Source organism: Bacillus cereus group sp. Bc010, assembly GCF_027716745.1.
Lineage (GTDB): Bacteria > Bacillota > Bacilli > Bacillales > Bacillaceae_G > Bacillus_A > Bacillus_A pacificus.
The window spans coordinates 179,546-202,331 of record NZ_JAQFUY010000002.1 but is presented as its reverse complement, the minus strand read 5'-3'; the positions used below and the strand labels follow the sequence as shown (position 1 = coordinate 202,331).

Here is a 22,786-nt window from a genome sequence, read left to right as displayed (position 1 = left end):
AGCTTTTTGCCTATGTAGTAAGTTACAGGAGGACGATAGATGAATATTCGGCAACTAGCGCTGCAAAATATAAAAGGAAATTGGCGTAATTATAAAGTGTTTTTCTTAAGTAGTTGTTTTGCAATATTTGCGTCTTTTGCATACATGTCTGTCATTGTACATCCGTATATGCAGGAGACGATGTGGTATCAAAACGTACGCTGGGGACTTATCATATGTAATGTTATTATCATTTCTTTTTTCGTCATATTTATTTTGTACTCTACTTCTATTTTCATAGAGGCACGTAAGAAAGAATTAGGATTATATATGTTAATGGGAGCGACGAAATCTAACGTAATTTGCGTAATTATGACCGAGCAAATGTTGATCGGAGTATTTGCTAATATTTTTGGCATTGGGCTTGGCATGATCTTTTTAAAGCTCTTCTTTATGGTGTTTAGTATGTTACTGGGGCTTCCGAAAGAACTCCCTGTCATATTTGACGTAAGGGCGATTGGTGTAACATTTATTACATATATGGTCGTTTTTATTTTGTTATCTTTTATAAGTGCTTTACGTATATGGAATATAAAAATCATTCGGTTATTGAAAGAATTTCGAGCAGATAAAAAAGAGAAGAAAACATCAATGTGGCTTTGTATATTCGGTTTTATTTGTTTAGGGATAGGATATGCGTTAGCGTTGCAAGCGACGATGCCAACGATAGCGTTATACTTTTTCCCTGTGTCTATACTTGTTTTTTTCGGAACATACTTTTCTTTTACACACGGTACAATCCAATTGTTAGAAATGATTAAACGAAATAAAAAGATTATGTATACATATCCGTATTTATTTATAGTGAATCAATTATCACATCGAATGAAGGAAAATGGTCGCTTTTTCTTTATGCTTTCTATGGCAACGACATTTGTAGTTACAGCAACAGGTACGGTGTTCTTATATTTTTCTGGTATGCAAGATATGTGGCGTGGCGGGGGCGTGCACTCATTTTCTTACATAGAAAAAGGTGCTTCTTCTCATGAAGTCTTTGCGGAGGGCACGGTTGAACAATTATTGCACCAATATGGATATGATGATTTTCAACTTATGAGTTTTGTTGGAGTGTATGCATCTTTTCAGTCCAATAAAGGAGAAACAGAAGTAGCGCCGCTTATAAAGGAAAGTGAGTACAATCAAGAGGCGCGAAAACAAAAACAGAAAACGTATCATCCTAAAAAAGGAACAGTTACACTTGTTTATTATAATAAATACAATAATTCGAATGTATATAATCAAAAAGAGATTCAATTGCAAGTAATGAATCAACCATATCAATTCGGATTTAACGGTCAGAAAGAAGGGGTTCAATTTAACCATCATCCTTCGCACATTAATGGTCTGTTCTTCGTTATGAATGATGAAGATTTTGACAGTATAGCAAATAAGGTTCCGGATTCTGAAAAAATGATATATCGAGGCTACACATTACCCAATATCGAAAATACGAAAAAATTAAATGAAGCTTTACGGAAACATATAAAACAAGATGATAATAACGCATTTCGAAGTAATATGGAGTTATATGTGAATATGAAAGAGTTCGGCGATATTACTCTATTTGTAGGCTCATTCATTAGTATATTATTCTTTCTTACTTCATGTAGTATTGTATATTTTAAATGGTTTCATAATATTTCATCAGATAGAAAGCAGTACGAAGCGCTATCTAAGCTTGGAATGACGAAAGAAGAAGTGTGGAAGATTTCTCGCTGGCAATTGTGTATGCTATTTTTTGCGCCAATTATAGTAGGGAGTATGCATAGTGCAGTTGCGTTATATACGTTTCATAATACGGTCTTTATGGACGGATCATTAAGAAAAGTAGGCGTATTTATTTTGTTCTACATTGCTGCATGCATTATTTATTTCTTCTTCGCCCAAAGAGAATATAGGAAACATTTAGACTAGCAAATGCTAGTCTTTTTTTAATATTCGAAATTTGCATAGAAGAATATAAAAAAGTATGGTATAACAGTAAGAAAACGAAAAAGAGGGGAAAAGACGATGATTCGAGTAGGATATTTAGGACCAGAAGCAACATTTACAAATATGGCGGTGAGTCGTTTTTTTCCGGAAGCAGAGCATGTACCGTATCGAACGATTCCAGATTGTATGGATGCAGCTGCAAATGGAAATGTAGATTATGCAGTGGTACCACTAGAAAATGCCATAGAAGGTTCAGTGAATATAACGATTGATTATCTTGTACATGAGCAACCACTTTCTATTGTAGGAGAAATTACAGTGCCCATTCAGCAACATTTACTTGTACATCCGCAGTATGCAGAAGTGTGGGAAGAAGTATATGCAGTGCATTCTCATCCACACGCTATTGCGCAATGTCATAAGTTTTTAAATGAAGAATTAAAAGGGATAACTGCTCGAGATATGACATCAACAAGTGCTGCAGCGCAATATGTGAAAGAACATCCTGAAGAAAAAATTGCGGCTATTGCAAATGAAGCGGCTGCAGAAAAATACGGATTAACGATCGTAAGACGAAGTATTCATACACATAAAAATAATCATACACGTTTCCTAGTGCTCCATAAGAAAAAGAAAGCAATACTCTCAAATAATGGAGAAAACCGCGGAGAGAAAACGACGCTTATGATAACGTTACCTGCTGATTATGCAGGGGCACTATATCAAGTGTTATCAGCTTTCGCATGGAGAAAATTAAACTTATCTAAAATCGAATCGCGCCCGATGAAAACAGGACTTGGAAATTACTTTTTCTTAATCGATGTCGATAAAGCATACGATGACGTATTATTGCCAGGCGTAACGATGGAACTTGAAGCACTTGGTTTTTCTGTTACGGTGCTGGGGAGCTATTCTTCTTATTGGTTGTAAGAGATGATTCTTTGATAATGAATAATTGGTTTTAGTGAATTCAAAAATGTCACCTTGTACCTAATAGATTATAAAGAAAAGGAGGATGCCATATTAAATATATCATCCTCCTTTTCTTACAGGCCTAAAAAAATCTAAAATGTAATATCCAATTTCGATAAGTAGTGGGTTAAATAGTAGTGTGGGATCAGAGGTAGAGCAGAATATCAGTCATAGAGGAAATTTAGAGAGGTCTTCTTGTTTTTTACTTATATAGATTGATTTAATTCGTAAAATAGCTCTACACTCTAATAACATGTACACTTATAAAAGTACTTTGATTAAGTTAGAATGCTAATGAGGGTGGTGGAAACATGAATGTCAGCTTATCAGCAACTGGATTTTGGAGGATGAAAGATTTAGAAAAGGAATATCCCGGAGATTTGTATTTAAATGAGGATGATGGGGGAATAGTATTATATATTCGTATACCTAATAAAGGACTTATTATGAGTTTTTTGGAACTGCCTCTTAAAATTCCCTTTATTACTGGAACTACTATAAATGGTGCTCAAATTACTCTTGTTGATTGTGTAAGAATAAGTACTGAGAGTAGGATAGGTTCAGAAGAGGTATTTGGATATCAAGCGACATTTATGCTTGATGGTGCAACTTTCAATCAAGAAGAAAAAATTAATTTTACACAAATGAAAATTGAAATACCAGGAATAATTCAATGGGGAGATACTTCAAACTATGTAAGGCCAGATTTAGATGATAAACATACACTTATAGGTTTAGAGATTGCAGAACCTATTAAAATATATGAGTGTGAAGAGTACAGCTTACTTTATTACTTGGATTTTAGCTCTCCATTTCAACTGATGAAAGAGGAGATAAATTTAAAACAAATTCCATATCTTATAATTGAATCTAGAACCGTCCAAACATTAGATTGGTTTATGGGGATAGCCAACCAAATGAAAAGGTTAATAGAAATAGCTATAGGAAAACCATTAGGTTTTGATTCTTTGATTGTAGAATCACCGGAAATTTATTATGAATTTGAAGGTAGAAAGAAACATAATAAACCATTAAAAGTTATACATGCATTTAAACAAAATATCAGTAGAGAAAGCAGCTCTAAACAGATGTTAAAGCATGATTATTTATTTAACTTAAGGGAGCTTGGACAAGCAAATTTTCCGCAATGGCAAGAAATATCGACTATTATGGAACCAATAATAGAACTGTATATTGATAGTCTATATAATGAAAATTTATCAATGAGTCGACATTTTTTGAATGTGGTACAGGCCTTAGAAACCTATCATTCTCGTAGAATTGCATATTCTCTTGATGCCTTTGAGATAAGGGTAGCTAAATTACTCGAAATCAGACCTGAACCCTTTCGAGAACAAGATAATAATTTCTTATTAGGTGGTAGTTACAAATTTGTTACATTAAGAAGTCGATTGGCTGATTTATTATTAGCGGACTTCAGTTTTTTCTTTCATACAGGAGACTTTAAACTGATGGATTTTCCTCAGTTAATTGCTAGTACAAGAAATTACTATACTCACTATGATCAAAAATTAGAAGAAAAGGCCCTTAAAGGTGATGATTTAATAAATGCTTATCATGTCCTCCAAAACATCTTGGAATTCTATTTACTTAAAGAATTTGGATTTGAAGAAGGCTTTATCCACGAAAGAATAAGAAAAAGAATACAGCCCATAGTAATTAGTAATGAAATAAAGAAAGCTGATAAAAATAAAAGCTATAAATAACTTATGAAAATTTGAATAATTACTATGGTTTCATTGGTATTACAATTATGCTTAGTAGTAACTATAGAAATTATATTGAATTTTATAAAATACTTTTTTGGATTTCTGTTAAATGGAATTTTGAACTCTACACAACAATACAAGTTTCGGTACTGTTAACAAATAATTAGAAATTTATAATAGAAAAAGCTGAATAAAATTATGTCTGTAATGACAACGCTAGTAGGGGAAATATAATTAAACTTTTTCGAAATACATTTAGTACGAATATGTGAGTTGAAAATTAAACAGTATTCGTTTGCATATGCAATAAAAATAAAAAGACCGACACATATTAAGACTAGTATGCGTTAGTCTTTTTATTTTTGAATTTTTACTTTGATAATATCTATAAGTGGGATTCTTTATTTTAACTTCGCAAGACGCTCTTCTAATTGACCACGCCAAACGTCAGCTAGTGCTGGAACAGCAAGAATCTTTTCGATGCCATCTCTATCTTTTCTATTATGAAAATAAATTTCGTTAGAGAACAAGACAGAAACATTGCTCGGTTGACGCTCTAGTAATGTGATTTTTGAATCTTTACGTACAGTACCTTCCTGAAGAACGCGGCATAGGTAGCCAGTAAATCCAGTTGCTACAATGCGCGGCAGTATGCCAGGAATGCCGAGGCGTTTTGAAATCGTACTACAAGGTACTCTTGCTTGTGTCACCTGAATGATTGCTTCACCTAATTTGTATGTATCTCCGATGCATACATCACGTTCTAACATATTTGTTACGGTAATGTTTTCGCCAAATGCAGAAGCGGGGAGTGTTGTTTGGAATTCCTCTTCCCATAGTGCGTAATGCTCGTGTGGATACACGCAAACGGCGCGATCAGGTCCACCATGGTGTTTTAAATCCGCTACGTCATCACCAAGGAAGCCATCTTTTGAGAGAAAAGCTTCTTCGGTAAGTTCTTTACATATACCAGTAATCATTTCTTTATCTTCGCTATATTTCATTTGTTTCGGTTTGCCAATGCTAAAGTGAACGAGTTCAATTCCCATATTTGATCTCCTTTACGATTGATTACAATATTATAGCATTAAAAAAGCACAGAGAATGATAAAAACTCTGTGCTTTACATTAATAAACGAGAAAACCAGCTTTATCTAGTGCCTCGCAAGCTGCATCTAACTTTTCTTTTGAATCTGCCTCAATAGTATGTAAGTGAATACCGTCTGTTAATTGCGAAAGATAGGACGCATTTGTGTTTTCGATTTTTTGTAAATATTGCTCTACATCAAAGCGATTGCTTACCATGATGGATGCTGTTAAGTCACCGTATACAGGATGCTCAACTTTTACATCTTTAATTGTAACGCCGTGGTCAACAAGCATTGTAAGTTCTTGATGTACTTCTGCTGGCTTATGTTGGCATACAATTACGCGTTCGAAAGCTTGTTGTTTCTCTTGTGGTTTTAAATATAAATAGCCTTGAGCAGTTGCAATGATCGGTTCGTTTCGTGCTTTAAGCAAGGAAATATCTTGCACGATAACTTGTCTACTTACATTCGTTTTTTTCGATAGCTCATTCCCGGATAACGGTTCATTTGCAGCGAGAAGCCACTGAAGGATAAGCTGTCGTCTTTCTTCACCTAAAATCTTTTTTTGTTCATTTTGTTTCATTATGATTTAACACCTCTATAAAATTGATTTCCAATTGTGTGTAGTGCATGAATAGTAGTATCAATTTGATCTTTCGTTGTTTGTTGTCCGAAAGAGAAGCGGACGTATTGTTTTGCCTCTTCATACGTTTTTCCAATTGCAAGCATTGTTTTCGAAGGTTCTTGTTTACCAACTTGGCAAGCACTTCCGGTAGAAATGGCAATACCGCGGCGATTACATTCTAGCATTGTATATTGACCTTCTATTCCTTTTATTGTAACCCCAATAATATGTGGTAAACAAGAAGTAGAATGACCTTCTACTTCAATTTCTAGAGGAAGTGCTTGTAATCGCTCTAAAAAGTAGGATCGTAACTCTTTAAAACGTAAACTTTCTTCCTGTTGATTTTTCAATATATTCTCAGCAGCTGTTAAAAAAGCTGCGATGCCAGGAACGTTCACTGTACCTGGACGAAATCCTTTTTCGTGAGAAGTCCCCGGAAATATTTGTGTCCAGCGAACTTGCGGATTGATATAGCAAGCGCCGACACCTTTTGGTCCGTATATTTTATGTGCTGAAACAGAAAGACTATCAATCCCCATCTCAAAAACATGAATAGGAAGTTTACCAAAGGTTTGTACACAATCTGAATGAAATAAAACGTTATATTTTTTTAAAAGTGCCCCAATCTCTGCGATATTTTGAACGGTTCCGATTTCAGAGTTTCCGTGCTGTATACTTGCTAGAACAGTATCTTCTGTAATAGCTGCTTCTAAATCTATTAAATGAATGAGTCCATTTTTATCAACAGGAATTTCAGTAATTGTATACCCTTTTGATTGTAAGGATTGAAAATAACTTCGAATGGATGCATGTTCCATAGGTGTAGTAATAATATGCTTCTTATTTTGGGCATTGAGAAGGGACTGAATCGCAAGGTAGTTCGATTCTGACCCACCGCTCGTGAAGAATACTCCTTGCTCCTTTCCGCCAATCATTTCGGCAAATGTTTTTCTACAAACTTGTAATAAAGAAGAGGCCGTTCCTCCAATATCGTGTAAACTTTGTTCATTTCCGAAGTATTGCGATGCTGCTTTCATATATGTTTGTAATGCTTCCGCGCTCATAGGTGTAGTAGCTGCATAATCAAGATATATCATCATGTAAGTTCCTCTCTCTAGTAAGAGTTACATTTCTTTTATTTTTTAAATGGTAGTGAAAATAAGAATTATAAAAAAACTCTTGTCATTATTTTAAAACTATGTAAATATAGGTGTCAAGACAGTTGAAAAGTGTAAAGTAGGAGGCAACAATTATGCCAAGTGCAGATGTCTTAATTATTGGAAGTGGCGTTGCGGCACTTCGTGTTGCAAAAGAGATTTGTCACGAAAAGAATGTGATTATTATCACAAAGGAAACGAATCGTAATAATAATACATATTTAGCGCAAGGTGGAATTGCCGCAGCGATAGCTACATATGACAATCCAAATGATCATTTTGAAGATACGTTAGTAGCAGGATGTCATTATAACAATGAAGATGCGGTTCGTTATTTAGTTGAAGAAGGGCCGAATGAAATGAATCATCTCATTGAAAATGGAATGAAATTTGATGGAGATGAAACGGGCCCTCACCTTGGAAAAGAAGGTGCACATCGGAAGCGTCGTATTTTACATGCAGGTGGCGATGCAACAGGAAAGAATTTATTAGAGCATTTCATTCAAGAAGTAGTTCCGTACGTTACGGTAGTGGAACAGGAAATGGTGCTTGATTTTATTATAGAAAACGAAAAATGTGCTGGAGTTTTAACGCGAGATAGTGAAGGGAAGTTGAAGCGTTACGATGCAGATTATACGGTGTTAGCCTCAGGCGGGATTGGTGGTTTATATGCCTTTACTTCTAATGACAAAACAATTACGGGTGATGGACTTGCGATGGTGTACCGCGCGGGTGGGGAGCTTGTAGATTTAGAATTTGTACAATTCCATCCAACGATGTTATATGCGGGCGGGCGATGCTGTGGCCTCGTCTCTGAAGCGGTCCGCGGTGAAGGGGCTGTCCTTATAAATGGAAAAGGGCAGCGTTTTATGATGGATATACACCCAGACCACGATCTCGCTCCGCGTGATGTAGTGGCAAGAGCGATTCATGAACAGCTTTTGTCGGGTGAAAAAGTGTATTTGAACATTGAGTCTATCCAAAATTTTGAAGAACGTTTTCCAACTGTATCATCATTGTGTAAAAAGAATGGTGTTCATATAAATGAAAAACGCATTCCGGTCGTACCTGGTGCTCATTTTCATATGGGCGGCGTGAAAACAAACTGTGATGGAGAGACGTCCATTCCACATTTATATGCGGTTGGTGAAGTAGCTTGTAACGGTGTTCATGGAGCCAATAGATTAGCGAGTAATTCATTATTAGAAGGTCTTGTGTTTGGAAAAAGAATAGGACAACATATTTTAACGAAAGCGACAAAAGACAGATTGAACAACTTTGCTGAGAAGGAAAAGAAGTTTATCGTTCTGAATCATTTGCCGACGAAAGAAGAAATACAAGAATGTATGATGAAATACGTTGGGATTGTGCGAACAGAACAAAGTTTATCTTATGCAAAGAGATGGCTTAGTAAATACGGTGTTCGAAATATGATATTGCAACATGATGCTCTTACAAATGAAGAGATAACGATTGTGAATATGTTAACAGTTTGTGAGCTTATCGTCGTATCAGCTTTGCAAAGAGAAGAAAGCATTGGTGGCCATTATCGAAGTGATTATCCACATAGAAATAGCGTGAAAAAAGAAATCGTTCGAGTGAAAAGAAAACTACAACTTGTGTAATGAGGGGAAGAGGGGCTTTATGAATACGATAAAGGTTAAAGAAGCATTAAATCGATTTTTTCTAGAAGATATAGGAGAAAGAGATGTAACATCTCAGCTTATTTTTCCAGATAATTTACTTTCAAAAGGAACGTTTCTTGCAAAGGATACAGGGGTCTTTGCGGGACGTTTAGTCATTGAAGAAGGGTTTAAATTAATTGATGAGAGAATTGAAGTGGAGCTTCATAAAAAAGATGGAGATCTTGTAGAAAAAGGCGAAATAATTGCAACTGTCCAAGGACCAATCGCATCGTTATTAACGGCAGAGCGCGTTATATTAAACATTATCCAGCGTATGAGCGGGATAGCGACAATGACATACGAGGCTGTTCGTGCCTTAGATAGCAGCCATACACGCATTTGTGATACGCGAAAAACGATGCCAGGGCTACGCATGTTTGATAAGTATGCAGTCGTGTGCGGAGGCGGATTTAATCACCGCTTCGGCCTATATGACGGTGTCATGATCAAAGATAATCATATTGCTTTTGCTGGTTCTATTACGAAAGCTGTTACATCGGTGAAAGAAAAAGTAGGGCATATGGTGAAAGTAGAAGTGGAAACAGAAACAGAGGAGCAAGTGAGAGAAGCTGTAGCTGCTGGTGCAGATATTATTATGTTTGATAACCGTACACCAGATGAGATTCGGGAGTTTTCAAAGATTGTACCAAGTGCCATCGTTACGGAAGCATCAGGAGGCATTACAATTGAAGATTTGTCGAAATACGGAAAAACAGGGGTAGATTATATTTCACTTGGATCGTTAACACATTCAGTGAAAGCACTTGATATTAGTTTCAATATTGAGGCGTAAGGAAAGTGGCTTAGAGGGGGAGAAAGGAATATGAGTATTTTAGAAAAAGTACAACCGATTGAAACGATGTTACCAGAGCGTTATTACACGATGTCAACAGAAGATATGGAAAAGCGGGTTCGTGAAATTAAAGAAAAAATGGGGGAAACACTATTTATTCCAGGCCATCATTACCAAAAAGATGAAGTGGTACAATTTTCTGATGCAGCAGGAGATTCACTTCAGCTTGCGCAAGTTGCAGCGAGCAATAAAAAGGCGAAATATATTGTATTTTGCGGTGTACACTTTATGGCAGAAACAGCAGATATGTTAACGACAGATGATCAAATCGTTATCTTACCAGATATGCGTGCAGGTTGTTCGATGGCAGATATGGCAGATATTGAACAAACAGAAAGAGCGTGGAAAGAGCTCACAAAATTATTTGGAGATACGATGATTCCGTTAACGTATGTAAACTCTACAGCTGCAATTAAAGCGTTTTGCGGTCGTAATGGCGGAGCGACAGTAACTTCTTCTAATGCAAAACAAATGGTATCTTGGGCGTTTACACAAAAAGAGCGTCTCGTCTTTTTACCGGACCAACATTTAGGAAGAAATACAGCGTACGACTTAGGTATCCCGTTAGATAAAATGGCAGTATGGGATCCGTATACAGATTCATTAGAGTACGAGGGAGATATAGAAGAAATTCAAGTGATTTTATGGAAAGGACATTGTTCTGTTCATCAAAATTTTACAGTGAAAAACATTGAGAACGTACGGAAAAATCAGCCGGACATGAACATTATTGTACATCCAGAATGTTGCTACGAAGTTGTAGCTGCTTCGGATTATGCAGGTTCAACGAAATACATTATTGATATGATTGAAGCGGCTCCATCCGGAAGTAAATGGGCGATTGGTACAGAAATGAATTTAGTGAACCGAATTATTCAACAACATCCAGATAAAGAAATTGTTTCACTTAATCCGTTTATGTGTCCGTGTTTAACGATGAACCGAATTGACCTACCGCACTTATTATGGGCACTTGAAACGATAGAAAAAGGAGAAGAAATTAACGTTATTAGCGTAGATAAACAAGTGACTGAAGAGGCAGTTCTTGCATTAAATCGTATGTTAGAGCGTGTGTAAAGCAGCGGATTCCCGTTGCTTTTTTTCGTACATATAATCATAACGAGAACAAAATGGGCATACATTGTTTTGAAGAAATCATTGCGATTATCTTATACTTATTCCGCTTCTAATGATATTGAAAATCGAAGAAGTGATACAAGTGAAAAGAGGTTAACGTTATTTAGAAAGGGTTACTTCATGAGATTTGTTACTTATAGATAAGTTATACAGGAGGGGGAAAATTTGAAAATTCATATCGTGCAAAAAGGGGATACCCTTTGGAAAATTGCGAAAAAGTACGGAGTGGATTTTGATACGTTGAAAAAAACAAATACACAACTTAGCAATCCAGATTTAATTATGCCAGGTATGAAAATTAAAGTACCATCAAACAGTGTACACGTAAAACAGCATGCTGGAGCAGGTTCAGCACCTCCAAAACAATACGTAAAAGAAGTGCAACAAAAAGAATTTGCAGCAACGCCAACGCCGCTTGGAATAGAAGACGAGGAAGAAGTTACGTATCAATCAGCACCAATTACACAAGAGCCTGCCATGCAACAAACACAAAAAGAAGTGCAAGTAAAACCACAGAAGGAAATGCAAGTGAAACCACAGAAGGAAATGCAAGTGAAACCACAAAAAGAAGTACAGGTAAAACCACAGAAGGAAATACAAGTGAAGCCGCAAAAAGAAATACAGGTGAAACCGCAAAAAGAGGTGCAAAAAGAACAGCCAATTCAAAAGGAAAAACCAGTTGAAAAACCGTCTGTTATTCAAAAACCACCTGTTATAGAAAAACAAAAACCAGCGGAAAAAGAAAATACGAAGTTTTCGGTAAATGTGTTACCGCAACCGCCGCAACCACCAATAAAAACGAAAAAAGAATATAAAATTTCAGATGTAATTAAAAAGGGAAGCGAGTTAATTGCTCCTCAAATTAATAAAATGAAACCTAATAACATCATTTCTCCGCAAACGAAAAAAGATAATATAGTGTCACCGCAAGTAAAGAAAGAAAATGTAGGAAACATAGTGTCACCGCAAGTAAAGAAAGAAAATGTAGGAAACATAGTATCACCACAAGTAAAGAAAGAAAATGTAGGAAACATAGTATCACCGCAAGTAAAGAAAGAAAATATAGGAAACATAGTGTCACCGCAAGTAAAGAAAGAAAATATAGGAAACATAGTGTCACCGCAAGTGAAGAAAGAAAATGTAGGAAATATAGTGTCACCAAATGTATCGAAAGAAAATGTAGTTATTCCGCAAGTAATACCGCCAAATATTCAAGTGCCAAACATAATGCCAATGTTGGATAATAATCAACCACCAAATATAATGCCAATCATGGATAACAATCAACCACCAAATATAATGCCAATCATGGATAACAATCAACCACCAAATATAATGCCAATCATGGATAATAACCCAATACCAAACATAATGCCGATCATGGATAACAACCAAATGCCGAACATGATGCCGATCATGGATAACAACCAAATGCCAAATATGATGCCAATCATGGATAACAATCAAATGCCGAATATGATGCCAACCATAGATAACAATCAAATGCCAAATATGATGCCGATCATGGATAATAATCAACCACCGAATGTGATGCCGCCGAATCCGTATTATCAACAACAAAATCCATACTATGGTATGCCGTATCAGCAAGGAGCGCCGTTTGGACCACAGTATACGTCTATGCCAAATCCCAATATGATGCCGATGGATAATAATATGCCGCCGCTTGTGCAAGGAGAGGAAGATTGTGGATGCGGTGGAGAGAGTAGGCTATATAGTCCACAACCTGGAGGGCCGCAATACGCGAATCCTTTATATTATCAACCAACTCAATCAGCATATGCACCACAGCCAGGAACGATGTATTATCAACCAGATCCACCAAATGTATTTGGGGAGCCAGTTTCAGAAGAAGAGGATGAAGAAGAAGTTTAAAAAAAGGTGGGATGATTATTCCCACCTTTTTTGTATGTAAAGTCGTTCTGAAAACGGAAGAGCTATATCAAATGTTAGAAAATTCCCAGTGAAATATTAACAGTGTAAAAACCTGCTCTGTTACTCATCATAAGAGGGAGCTTTGCAGAAGAGAAGCTCATTCTAACAGAGGGGGTTTTTCTATTGAATACGAAAGTAAAAGTGATTGCTGCTTCTTTGTTAGTTACTAGTGCATTAGCTGCATGTGGTACACCAAAAAACAATGCAATGGATGGACGTAACTACAATTACGAGCGTACATCTTATAATGATACTCACCAGTATCGTGATAATGTGACGCGTAACGATCGTTATACAGACTATGTAACATATAGAAATGGTCGTAACGATACAGGATACAACTATTACCGTGATGTAAATTACAACGGTCAAATTGCTAATCCGCATCCAACACGTAATATTACAATGAACAATTCATACATTAACAATGATGGTAAAACTGCAGAAAGAATTACGAATCGTGTGAAACGTATGAATAACGTGGACCGCGTGTCTACAGTTGTATATGGAAACGATGTAGCGATTGCAGTAAAACCACGTAATACAGTGACAAATGAAACGGCGATGGCGAACGAAATTCGTCAAGCTGTTGCAAATGAAGTTGGAAACAGAAACGTATATGTTTCTGTAAGAAATGACATGTTTACTCGTGTCGATGCAATGAGTACACGCTTACGTAACGGTACAGTTACAAACGACTTTAATCGTGACATAGTAAATATGTTCCGAGACATTCGTTACGGTTTAACTGGTACAGTACGATAGCGAAATAAAAGAGGAAGGGTAGCCCTTCCTCTTTATTGCTTTTGACTATAGTATACATTTGAACTCTATATACTTTATCTATAGAGTGCTTCTTCTAGCATTTTTTCACCATCTTCTTTTATTTTATCAGGATTGTTTTTATAATGGGAATCCCATTTGTTATACTCTTTACATTCATCGCTATTTAGAAACTCTGGACAACCGTTACTTGAGGAAGATTTAGTATTGTATTCTGAATTATTATTTTCACTGGAAATATCAATATCATATTCAGAAGAGGTGTTATTAACGGAATCATCATCTTCGTTGTCTTCATCATTAATGGGATTGGTATTAAGATATGAATCGTTTTCGTAAATGTCATCTTTTATTGAATCATTTGAGCAACTTGATAAGATGAATAGAGATGTAATAAGTAAGGTTAGTTGTAGTATTTTGTTCATAATAACTTTTCTCCAATTCTATTTTAAAATTCGATTAATCAATTATTGCATTTTAAAGCTTTTAATTCCATATAAAACCATTTTTATTGAATAGAAAATATATATAGAATAAATACAAAACAAAGATAATAAAAAATATCTTGTTTTTTATTTTTATTAATGTTATATTAGCAAAGCGATGAGCTAATTTACGTAAGACGAGAGATATGCTTAAGTGCTAAACACGCGAATGTGGTCGCCTGGTCTCTCGCCGTAAACGCATCAAGACGCCTGCTTTGCAGGCGTCTTTCATTTTATATAAAACAAATGCTAGTGCAGATAAGGATAAAACTTTATCTGCATTTTTTTATTTTTGAGAGAAATGTAATACGGTCATTTATATGGATAAAACCCCCATTTCCGGAAAAACTACTAATGAAAGTATGATCTTGCCTAAAAGAGGTGAACGGAAATGAAATGGATACTGATTGCGATGCAAGCTTTCGTTATGATGTTTTGTTTCGTTTATGGAACGAGTGCGAAGGCGGAAGGGCCAGTACCAGAAGTAACAGAGAAAGACCCTCAAGTTACAATTTTATTAGAGCGAATGTATGTTGATGGAGAAGTAAGTGAGGAAATCTTTACAGAAAAAGTAGCAAACTTAGAAAAGTTTTTACAGCAGTATAAAGAATGGCAGCTCGTTGATCGTGATGATGTACAAATCGTATTACAAAAGAAAGTTGACGATATTTCTCCGTTATTAAAAACGAGCGGTTATTTTGGAGTGTCAGAGGAAGGGATATTACAAATTTTCAAAGGTGTACCGAAAAGCGATAATGCGATTCATTCCTTCTTTCAAATTGATATGAAAAAGCTCGAGAGTTATGAGCGTGCGAAATTGAAACGTGGTATTCGTATTAAATCAAAAGAAGGTTTTGTGAAGACGATTGAAAAAATGAAACAATATGCAGTGCAAAATAAGAAAAAAAGCAGCTCATGGTGAGCTGCTTTTTTTCTTATTTATTTTTATCTAAAATTTGTTTTGCGATTTCATCGATTAGCATATCTTTTCCGATTGGATTGAAAGCTTTCGTAGGAAAATAACAGAAGTTTCAAATAGAGAACATTTGTTGGGGCAGTCTCGCTTTTCTATCATTAAATATGTTAAAATGGAATACATGATTTAAGAGGGAGAGATCGTATTTTGTTTGAATATGTTACAGGTTACGTGGAGTATGTAGGACCGGAATATGTCGTAATTGATCATAATGGAATTGGTTATCAAATTTTCACACCGAATCCGTATGTATTTCAAAGAAGTAAGCAAGAAATCCGTGTCTATACATATCATTATGTGAGAGAAGATATTATGGCGCTTTACGGGTTTAAAACACGTGAAGAGCGTTTATTATTTACAAAGTTGTTAGGTGTGTCTGGTATTGGACCAAAAGGCGCTCTTGCAATATTAGCTTCTGGTCAAACAGGACAGGTCGTTCAAGCGATTGAACATGAAGACGAGAAGTTTTTAGTGAAGTTCCCGGGCGTCGGAAAGAAAACAGCACGCCAAATGATTTTAGATTTAAAAGGAAAACTAGCAGACGTTGTACCAGATGCATTTGTTGATTTATTCTCAGACGAAGAACGTTTTGATGAGAAGAAAGGTTCGTCAGCTGAGCTTGATGAGGCGCTGGAAGCTCTGCGCGCACTTGGATACGCAGAACGAGAAGTTTCTCGCGTTGTACCAGAGTTATTAAAAGAATCATTGACGACGGATCAGTATATTAAAAAGGCACTTAGTCTTTTACTAAATGGTAAGAGGTGAGTATAATGGACGAACGTCTCCTTTCAGGGGAATCTGCATATGAAGATGCGGATTTAGAATATTCATTACGGCCACAGACGCTCCGTCAGTATATTGGCCAAGATAAAGCGAAACATAATTTAGAAGTGTTTATTGAAGCGGCGAAAATGCGTGAAGAAACGTTAGATCACGTGCTTTTATATGGACCACCAGGTCTTGGTAAAACGACGCTTGCGAATATTATTGCCAATGAAATGGGCGTAAATGTTAGAACAACTTCAGGACCGGCAATTGAAAGACCAGGTGATTTAGCAGCTGTATTAACATCGCTTCAACCAGGGGATGTATTATTTATTGATGAAATTCATCGTTTGCATAGATCAATTGAAGAAGTACTATATCCTGCGATGGAAGATTTTTGCCTTGATATTGTAATTGGAAAAGGACCTTCAGCACGGTCTGTACGTTTAGATTTACCGCCATTTACATTAGTTGGAGCAACGACGCGTGCAGGTGCGTTATCAGCGCCGCTTCGTGACCGTTTCGGTGTGCTTTCAAGATTAGAGTATTATACAGTAGATCAGCTTTCTGAGATTGTTGAACGTACAGCAGAAGTATTCGAAGTTGAAATTGACTCGTTAGCCGCACTAGAAATTGCAAGACGTGCTCGTGGTACACCTCGTATTGCAAATCGTTTATTACGACGTGTACGAGATTTTGCACAAGTTCGTGGTAACGGAACGGTTACGATGGAAATTACACAAATGGCATTAGAATTGCTGCAAGTAGATAAATTAGGTCTAGATCATATTGACCATAAATTATTGCTTGGTATTATTGAGAAGTTCCGTGGTGGTCCAGTTGGATTAGAAACGGTTTCGGCAACGATTGGAGAAGAATCTCATACGATTGAAGATGTGTATGAGCCGTATTTATTACAAATTGGCTTTTTACAACGAACGCCAAGGGGTCGAATTGTAACGCCACTTGCATATGAGCATTTCGGAATGGAGATGCCAAAAGTATGACGGAGATGCCAAAATTGCTTATTACAGCAGGGATCTTACTTATCGTTGTTGGCTTAGCTTGGAAGTTCATTGGAAGACTTCCAGGCGATATTTTTGTGAAAAAAGGAAACGTTACCTTTTATTTTCCTATCATTACATGTATTGTGTTAAGTATTGTATTATCTTTTATTATGTATATAATAAATCGATTCAAATAAGAAATAGGTGGATATAGTTATGGATATTAATCTGTTTGATTTTCATTTACCAGAAGAACTTATTGCACAAGTCCCATTAGAAGAGCGTGAAACATCAAGATTAATGGTGTTAGACCGTGAAACAGGCGATATTGAGCATAAACATTTTACGGACATTCTTTCTTACTTACATGAGGGGGATTGCTTAGTTTTAAATGAAACGAAAGTAATGCCTGCTCGTCTGCACGGTGTGAAAGAAGATACAGGCGCACACATTGAAGTACTTCTTTTAAAACAAGAAGAAGGCGATAAGTGGGAGACGCTTGTTAAGCCAGCGAAACGTGTAAAAGAAGGAACTGTTATCTCTTTTGGCGAAGGAAAATTAAAAGCAACTTGCACAGGAACTGCAGATCAAGGTGGACGTCAGCTTGAATTTTCATATGACGGCATCTTCTATGAAATTTTAGATGAACTTGGAGAAATGCCACTTCCTCCATATATTAAGGAAACGCTGGAAGATCGCGATCGCTATCAAACAGTATATGCGAAAGAAATCGGTTCAGCAGCAGCGCCGACAGCAGGACTTCACTTTACAGAAGAGTTACTGGAGAAGTTAAAACAAAAAGGCGTTGAGTTAGCTTTCATTACACTTCACGTAGGGCTTGGAACATTTAGACCAGTTTCTGCTGATACGATTGAAGAACACCATATGCACGCAGAATATTACCATATGTCTGAAGAGACGGCGGCATTATTAAACCGTGTAAAAGAGAATGGTGGACGTATTATTACGGTAGGTACGACTTCAACTCGTACGTTAGAAACAATTGCGACAGATCATGACGGCAAGCTTTGTGCTGCTTCTGGTTGGACAGACATTTTCATGTACCCAGGTTATGAATTTAAAGCAATTGATGGTTTAATTACAAACTTCCATTTACCGAAATCAACATTAATTATGCTTGTAAGTGCATTTGCAAACAGAGATAATGTACTTCATGCTTATAATGAAGCAGTAAAAGAAAAATATCGTTTCTTTAGCTTTGGTGATGCAATGTTCGTTGCCTCTCACGCTAAAATGGGAAACAAATAAAAGGAGTAAATTATGACAGCAATTCGTTATGAATTTATTAAAACTTGTAAACAAACAGGTGCCCGTTTAGGACGTGTACATACGCCGCACGGTTCATTTGATACACCAACATTTATGCCAGTTGGTACACTTGCAACAGTTAAGACAATGTCACCAGAAGAATTAAAAGCAATGGATTCTGGCATTATTTTAAGTAATACGTATCATTTATGGTTACGTCCAGGTCACGAAATCATTCGTGAAGCAGGCGGTTTGCATAAATTTATGAACTGGGATCGTGCAATCTTAACGGACTCTGGTGGTTTCCAAGTATTCAGTTTAAGTGACTTCCGTCGTATTGAAGAGGAAGGCGTTCACTTCCGTAATCACTTAAATGGAGATAAATTATTCTTATCACCAGAAAAAGCAATGGAAATTCAAAATGCATTAGGATCAGATATTATGATGGCATTTGATGAATGTCCTCCATTCCCAGCTACTTTTGAATATATGAAGAAGTCTGTAGAGCGTACAAGCCGCTGGGCAGAGCGTTGTTTAAAAGCGCATGAACGTCCACAAGATCAAGGTTTATTCGGTATTGTACAGGGTGGGGAGTTTGAAGAGCTTCGCCGTCAAAGTGCAAAAGACCTTGTTTCAATGGACTTCCCTGGTTACGCGGTAGGTGGTTTATCTGTAGGTGAGCCGAAAGATATTATGAACCGTGTACTTGAGTTTACAACACCACTTCTTCCAGACAATAAGCCACGTTACTTAATGGGAGTAGGTTCTCCTGACTCATTAATCGATGGTGCAATTCGTGGTATCGATATGTTTGACTGCGTACTTCCAACTCGTATCGCTCGAAATGGTACATGTATGACAAGTGAAGGCCGTCTAGTTGTCAAAAATGCGAAATTCGCAAGAGACTTCGGTCCGCTTGATCCAAACTGTGATTGCTATACATGTAAAAATTACTCTCGTGCGTACATTCGTCACTTAATGAAATGTGATGAAACGTTCGGAATTCGTTTAACGTCTTATCACAACCTTCATTTTCTGTTAAACTTAATGGAGCAGGTGAGACAAGCTATTCGTGAAGACCGTCTTGGCGATTTCCGCGAAGAATTCTTTGAACAGTATGGCTTTAATAAACCGAATGCTAAAAACTTCTAATACATAATTTAAAAGGAGGAACAAAAGATGAATCCAGGTATGATGAATATCGTTATGATCGTTGCGATGTTTGCGATTTTCTATTTCTTATTAATTCGCCCGCAACAAAAACGTCAAAAAGCAGTTGCTCAAATGCAAAGTGAGTTAAAAAAAGGTGATGCTATCGTAACAATCGGTGGCTTACACGGTACAATCGAATCAGTAGATGAGACGAAAATCGTTATTAAATCTGGTGGTTCACACTTAACTTTCGATCGTAATGCGATTCGTGAAGTTGTGAAAAACTAATGAGGAAGGCCCTGCATGAAATGTGCAGGGCTTTTTTTAGTTATTTTGTTTGGACATATTTACACCGAAAATGCCACCAAGTGTACTCGCACCCATTAATGCTAATTGGTAAAGTAACTGTGAGTTCGATAAAGTTTGAGAGAAACCTAAATAGTTAACTAGAAAAACAAGTATAGTGAATGTAAGTCCTGTTGTGAAGCCTACTAGCCAACCTTTCCCTTGTGCTTTTTTGCCGGCAGTAAACCCGGATATAAGCATAGATAAAAGTGCTAGTATAAAAATAGTAACAGCTAATGTTCCTTCATTCATATCTGTAAATTTTAATAAAAGAGCCATAATCATGCTAGTAACTGTTGCGAGAATTAATAGGATAACGATACCGAAGCCGATTGCAGTTGATAATTTTTTCGTTCCATCCATTTATACATTCCCCCTTTTTAATACAAGCATATTTTCCTTTTGCCTAAGTTAGACTATTTTCTTTTTTATAGGGGAGTCTATACGTAAAAAGGAGATGTAGAAATGGAATGGGTATCAATCATTGGCCGGACGATGCTTTTGTATATCATCATCTTAATTATTTTTCGTCTTATGGGTAAACGTGAAATTGGAGAGCTAAGTGTATTAGATTTAGTCGTATTCATTATGCTTGGTGAAATGGCAGTAGTCGCAATTGAAAATACCGATAAATCACTTTGGCACCAATTAGTTCCGATGACTTTTCTCATGTGTATACAAATTATTTTGTCAGTTATTTCGTTAAAGTATCAACGATTTCGGCATTTAATAGAAGGTGAGCCGGCTATTCTTGTAAATGCGGGAAAGATTGATGAAAAGAAGATGAGAAAGCAACGTTATAATATAGATGATTTAATGATGCAATTAAGGGAACAAGGAGTTGGAGACATCCGGGATGTAGAATACGCTATTTTAGAACCATCTGGGAAGTTATCTGTCTTTCAAAAACAAAAAGGCGGGCAGGATGTATTACAGTTTACTCTTCCTCTTATTATCGATGGCGAAATTCAATCGAATCATTTGCAAATGATTGAACATACAGATGAGTGGCTTGTTGGAAAATTAAAAAACTTAGGCTATAACGATGTAACACAAATTTTATACTGTAGCTTTCAAAATGGACAATTTTTTGTTGATTTGAAAGAAAACTAGAGGCTTACTATATGGAATAGTAAGCCTATTTACTTCAAAAATGAAAGTTTTCGAATGATAGGGAGACGACTTAACTCTTCTTTTCGAATGAGCTTGAAAATGAAGAGGAGCACAATATAAACGAGTGTTGTTAAAGCGATTTCCCATAATGTTTGTATGCCAAGTGAATGAGAGAAAACTATATACTTATGAAGGTAAAAACCGAAGGAGCCTGCGATACCGATGGCAAGTCCGCCAAAAATATAGTCTTTTGCGTAAATGGTAAATGTAATTTTCTTTAAAACAGTAGCATAATGAAGAAATGTTACCGTTACGATATTTGCTGCAATTGCAAGGGCAACCCCCATCATTTGAAACTCTGGCCTTGAAGCTAGTACGAAAATAACGATTAATTTCACGATTGCACCAATAAACGTATTCATCATGGCCGCACGTGCTAAGTTTAAAGCTTGTAAAACAGAGGTAAGTGGACTTTGAAAATAATGAAATAAAAAGCAAGGTGCAAGAAGCTGGATGAACGCTGTTGCACTATCCGATCCATACATAAGAGTTAAAACAGGAGAAGCAAATACGTATAATATAACGACTGACCACCCGCCAGTAATGAGTGAGATCCGAAGAGCTTGTTGTAAGCGGTGTTCTACTAATTTATGCTGTCTTTTTGCCATTGCCTCGCTAATAGATGGAACGAGTGCTGTCGAAAGAGCGTATGTAATAAAGGCTGGTAGTGAAAGAAGCGGGAATGCATACCCGTTTAATATACCGTATTGCTGAGTTGCGACGGAGGCAGCAACGCCGGCAATCGCTAAGCTTTGCATAACGACGATAGGTTCAAAAAAATAGGAAACGGAACCGATTAAACGACTTCCTGTAGTTGGAAGTGCAATATCCATAAGAGAATAAAATGTCCCCTTGCTTTCCTTTACAGTAGTGAAAAATCCCGAGCGTATAGATAAATGTTTTTCGCGCTGGAATAAAGTGAGTAAAAATAATAACGATGCCACTTCACCGAGAACGGCTGATAACATAGCACCAGCTGCAGCATATTCTACGCCGTAAGGTAAAAATAATTGAATACATATAGCGATAATTGTAATGCGGACAATTTGTTCTATCACTTGGGCGTAAGCGCTAGGTTTCATATTTTGTTTCCCTTGGAAATAGCCACGTAAAACAGAAGAAACAGCAATAACAGGAACGACAGGCAAAATGGCCATTAATGGATAGTACGTTCGTTCATCAGTTAATAATGTTTTTGCTAAAATAGGTGTGAGGAGCATAATTCCAATTGTTAAAATGATACTAATAACAGATGTAACAGCTAATGATACTGTTAATATTTTTTTAACTTTTTGTTTATCATTCACAGCTTCTGCTTCTGCTACAAATTTTGCGATTGCGACAGGAAGACCGATTTGTGTTAATGTAATTGCTAGAATAAATGTAGGGACGGCCATCATATAAAGGCCAACGCCTTCTTCTCCTAAAATACGTGCCATTACAATACGATTAATAAATCCTAGAATTTTGGTAATAAAGCCGGCTATCATTAAAATAAATGCGCCTTTTAAAAAGCTTTGTCTCGTCATGGTCTTCTCCTACCTTCTCAAAATCAGTGGAATGATTTACAATAATTTATATGCACGTACGAGACAAGAATGACAAGCATTTAAGAGAGTACTCTTGAAAGTAGTTATTGCTGTCCATTAGAGCGGGA

The 22,786-nt window shown here is 36.5% G+C and carries 21 protein-coding genes and 1 pseudogene; 16 read left to right on the top strand and 6 right to left on the bottom strand.

Annotated elements, in window-relative coordinates; genetic code table 11:
- The first annotated feature begins 39 nt into the window (after window positions 1-39).
- The 3 genes from PDQ68_RS04075 to PDQ68_RS04065 all read left to right on the top strand — a co-directional run bounded on the left by PDQ68_RS04075 (window position 40) and on the right by PDQ68_RS04065 (window position 4,670).
- Window positions 40-1,953: an ABC transporter permease gene (locus PDQ68_RS04075; protein WP_061184109.1), complete on the top strand. Its 1,914-nt coding sequence runs from the start codon at window positions 40-42 to the stop codon at window positions 1,951-1,953.
- Window positions 1,954-2,049: 96 nt separating this feature from the next.
- Window positions 2,050-2,901 carry a prephenate dehydratase gene (gene pheA / locus PDQ68_RS04070; RefSeq protein ID WP_000621719.1) on the top strand — a complete coding sequence of 284 codons (852 nt, stop codon included), beginning with the start codon at window positions 2,050-2,052 and terminating at the stop codon, window positions 2,899-2,901.
- 353 nt (window positions 2,902-3,254) lie between these two features.
- Window positions 3,255-4,670 carry an ApeA N-terminal domain 1-containing protein gene (locus PDQ68_RS04065; protein ID WP_061184108.1) on the top strand — a complete coding sequence of 472 codons (1,416 nt, stop codon included), beginning with the start codon at window positions 3,255-3,257 and terminating at the stop codon, window positions 4,668-4,670.
- A gap of 404 nt (window positions 4,671-5,074) precedes the next feature.
- On the opposite strand, the gene PDQ68_RS04060 is transcribed toward PDQ68_RS04065, so the two are convergent.
- The 3 genes from PDQ68_RS04060 to PDQ68_RS04050 form a co-directional block, all read right to left on the bottom strand.
- Window positions 5,075-5,722 (bottom strand): MOSC domain-containing protein, encoded by a 648-nt coding sequence (locus tag PDQ68_RS04060; protein WP_061184107.1) that lies wholly within the window; start codon window positions 5,720-5,722, stop codon window positions 5,075-5,077.
- 79 nt (window positions 5,723-5,801) lie between these two features.
- Window positions 5,802-6,344 (bottom strand): transcription repressor NadR, encoded by a 543-nt coding sequence (locus PDQ68_RS04055; RefSeq protein WP_061184106.1) that lies wholly within the window; start codon window positions 6,342-6,344, stop codon window positions 5,802-5,804.
- Window positions 6,344-7,486 carry an IscS subfamily cysteine desulfurase gene (locus PDQ68_RS04050; protein ID WP_000973743.1) on the bottom strand — a complete coding sequence of 381 codons (1,143 nt, stop codon included), beginning with the start codon at window positions 7,484-7,486 and terminating at the stop codon, window positions 6,344-6,346. The genes PDQ68_RS04055 and PDQ68_RS04050 overlap by 1 nt, the downstream gene beginning before the upstream one ends.
- 152 nt (window positions 7,487-7,638) lie before the next feature.
- Here PDQ68_RS04050 and nadB point away from each other — a divergent pair, with 152 nt between their 5' ends.
- The 5 genes and pseudogenes from nadB (at window position 7,639) to PDQ68_RS04025 (ending at window position 13,939) form a co-directional block, all read left to right on the top strand.
- A complete protein-coding gene (nadB, locus tag PDQ68_RS04045; RefSeq protein ID WP_061184105.1) occupies window positions 7,639-9,168 on the top strand; it encodes an L-aspartate oxidase in 1,530 nt (509 codons plus the stop codon).
- Between the two features lie 19 nt (window positions 9,169-9,187).
- Entirely contained in the window at window positions 9,188-10,021 is an 834-nt protein-coding gene (nadC, locus tag PDQ68_RS04040) for a carboxylating nicotinate-nucleotide diphosphorylase (protein WP_016718538.1), read from the top strand.
- A 30-nt stretch (window positions 10,022-10,051) separates the two neighbouring features.
- Window positions 10,052-11,158, top strand: a complete 1,107-nt coding sequence (gene nadA, locus PDQ68_RS04035) for a quinolinate synthase NadA (protein ID WP_061184104.1) — start codon at window positions 10,052-10,054, stop codon at window positions 11,156-11,158.
- Window positions 11,159-11,383: 225 nt separating this feature from the next.
- Window positions 11,384-11,540 (top strand): annotated as a pseudogene (safA, locus tag PDQ68_RS28970) (SafA/ExsA family spore coat assembly protein); the annotation flags it as partial.
- 1,757 nt (window positions 11,541-13,297) lie between these two features.
- On the top strand, window positions 13,298-13,939 hold the full coding sequence (locus PDQ68_RS04025) for a YhcN/YlaJ family sporulation lipoprotein (RefSeq protein WP_001093542.1): 642 nt from the start codon (window positions 13,298-13,300) through the stop codon (window positions 13,937-13,939).
- A gap of 74 nt (window positions 13,940-14,013) precedes the next feature.
- On the opposite strand, the gene PDQ68_RS04020 is transcribed toward PDQ68_RS04025, so the two are convergent.
- Window positions 14,014-14,382, bottom strand: coding sequence for a hypothetical protein (locus PDQ68_RS04020; protein WP_001033734.1), 369 nt, complete (start codon window positions 14,380-14,382; stop codon window positions 14,014-14,016).
- 451 nt (window positions 14,383-14,833) lie between these two features.
- On the opposite strand from PDQ68_RS04020, the gene PDQ68_RS04015 reads away from it, so the two are divergent.
- From PDQ68_RS04015 to yajC, 7 genes are all read left to right on the top strand, one after another.
- On the top strand, window positions 14,834-15,364 hold the full coding sequence (locus PDQ68_RS04015; RefSeq protein ID WP_000871195.1) for a BofC C-terminal domain-containing protein: 531 nt from the start codon (window positions 14,834-14,836) through the stop codon (window positions 15,362-15,364).
- A gap of 201 nt (window positions 15,365-15,565) precedes the next feature.
- On the top strand, window positions 15,566-16,183 hold the full coding sequence (gene ruvA, locus PDQ68_RS04010; protein WP_000464508.1) for a Holliday junction DNA helicase RuvA: 618 nt from the start codon (window positions 15,566-15,568) through the stop codon (window positions 16,181-16,183).
- Between the two features lie 5 nt (window positions 16,184-16,188).
- Window positions 16,189-17,190, top strand: a complete 1,002-nt coding sequence (gene ruvB, locus PDQ68_RS04005) for a Holliday junction branch migration DNA helicase RuvB (RefSeq protein WP_000344461.1) — start codon at window positions 16,189-16,191, stop codon at window positions 17,188-17,190.
- The gene (locus PDQ68_RS04000) at window positions 17,187-17,387 is read left to right on the top strand and encodes a DUF2905 domain-containing protein (protein ID WP_000138162.1); all 201 of its coding nucleotides are present in this window, start codon (window positions 17,187-17,189) and stop codon (window positions 17,385-17,387) included. Before ruvB ends, PDQ68_RS04000 begins: the two co-directional genes overlap by 4 nt.
- A gap of 19 nt (window positions 17,388-17,406) precedes the next feature.
- Entirely contained in the window at window positions 17,407-18,459 is a 1,053-nt protein-coding gene (gene queA, locus PDQ68_RS03995) for a tRNA preQ1(34) S-adenosylmethionine ribosyltransferase-isomerase QueA (protein WP_000354028.1), read from the top strand.
- A 12-nt stretch (window positions 18,460-18,471) separates the two neighbouring features.
- Window positions 18,472-19,611, top strand: a complete 1,140-nt coding sequence (gene tgt / locus PDQ68_RS03990; protein WP_000125362.1) for a tRNA guanosine(34) transglycosylase Tgt — start codon at window positions 18,472-18,474, stop codon at window positions 19,609-19,611.
- A 27-nt stretch (window positions 19,612-19,638) separates the two neighbouring features.
- Window positions 19,639-19,899, top strand: a complete 261-nt coding sequence (gene yajC / locus PDQ68_RS03985) for a preprotein translocase subunit YajC (RefSeq protein ID WP_001068066.1) — start codon at window positions 19,639-19,641, stop codon at window positions 19,897-19,899.
- A gap of 36 nt (window positions 19,900-19,935) precedes the next feature.
- Here yajC and PDQ68_RS03980 read toward each other — a convergent pair whose 3' ends face one another.
- Window positions 19,936-20,319: a TIGR04086 family membrane protein gene (locus PDQ68_RS03980; RefSeq protein ID WP_014893502.1), complete on the bottom strand. Its 384-nt coding sequence runs from the start codon at window positions 20,317-20,319 to the stop codon at window positions 19,936-19,938.
- 102 nt (window positions 20,320-20,421) lie between these two features.
- On the opposite strand from PDQ68_RS03980, the gene PDQ68_RS03975 reads away from it, so the two are divergent.
- Window positions 20,422-21,069 carry a DUF421 domain-containing protein gene (locus PDQ68_RS03975; RefSeq protein ID WP_000455384.1) on the top strand — a complete coding sequence of 216 codons (648 nt, stop codon included), beginning with the start codon at window positions 20,422-20,424 and terminating at the stop codon, window positions 21,067-21,069.
- 29 nt (window positions 21,070-21,098) lie between these two features.
- On the opposite strand, the gene spoVB is transcribed toward PDQ68_RS03975, so the two are convergent.
- Entirely contained in the window at window positions 21,099-22,658 is a 1,560-nt protein-coding gene (gene spoVB, locus PDQ68_RS03970; RefSeq protein ID WP_016718529.1) for a stage V sporulation protein B, read from the bottom strand.
- Window positions 22,659-22,786: the final 128 nt, after the last annotated feature.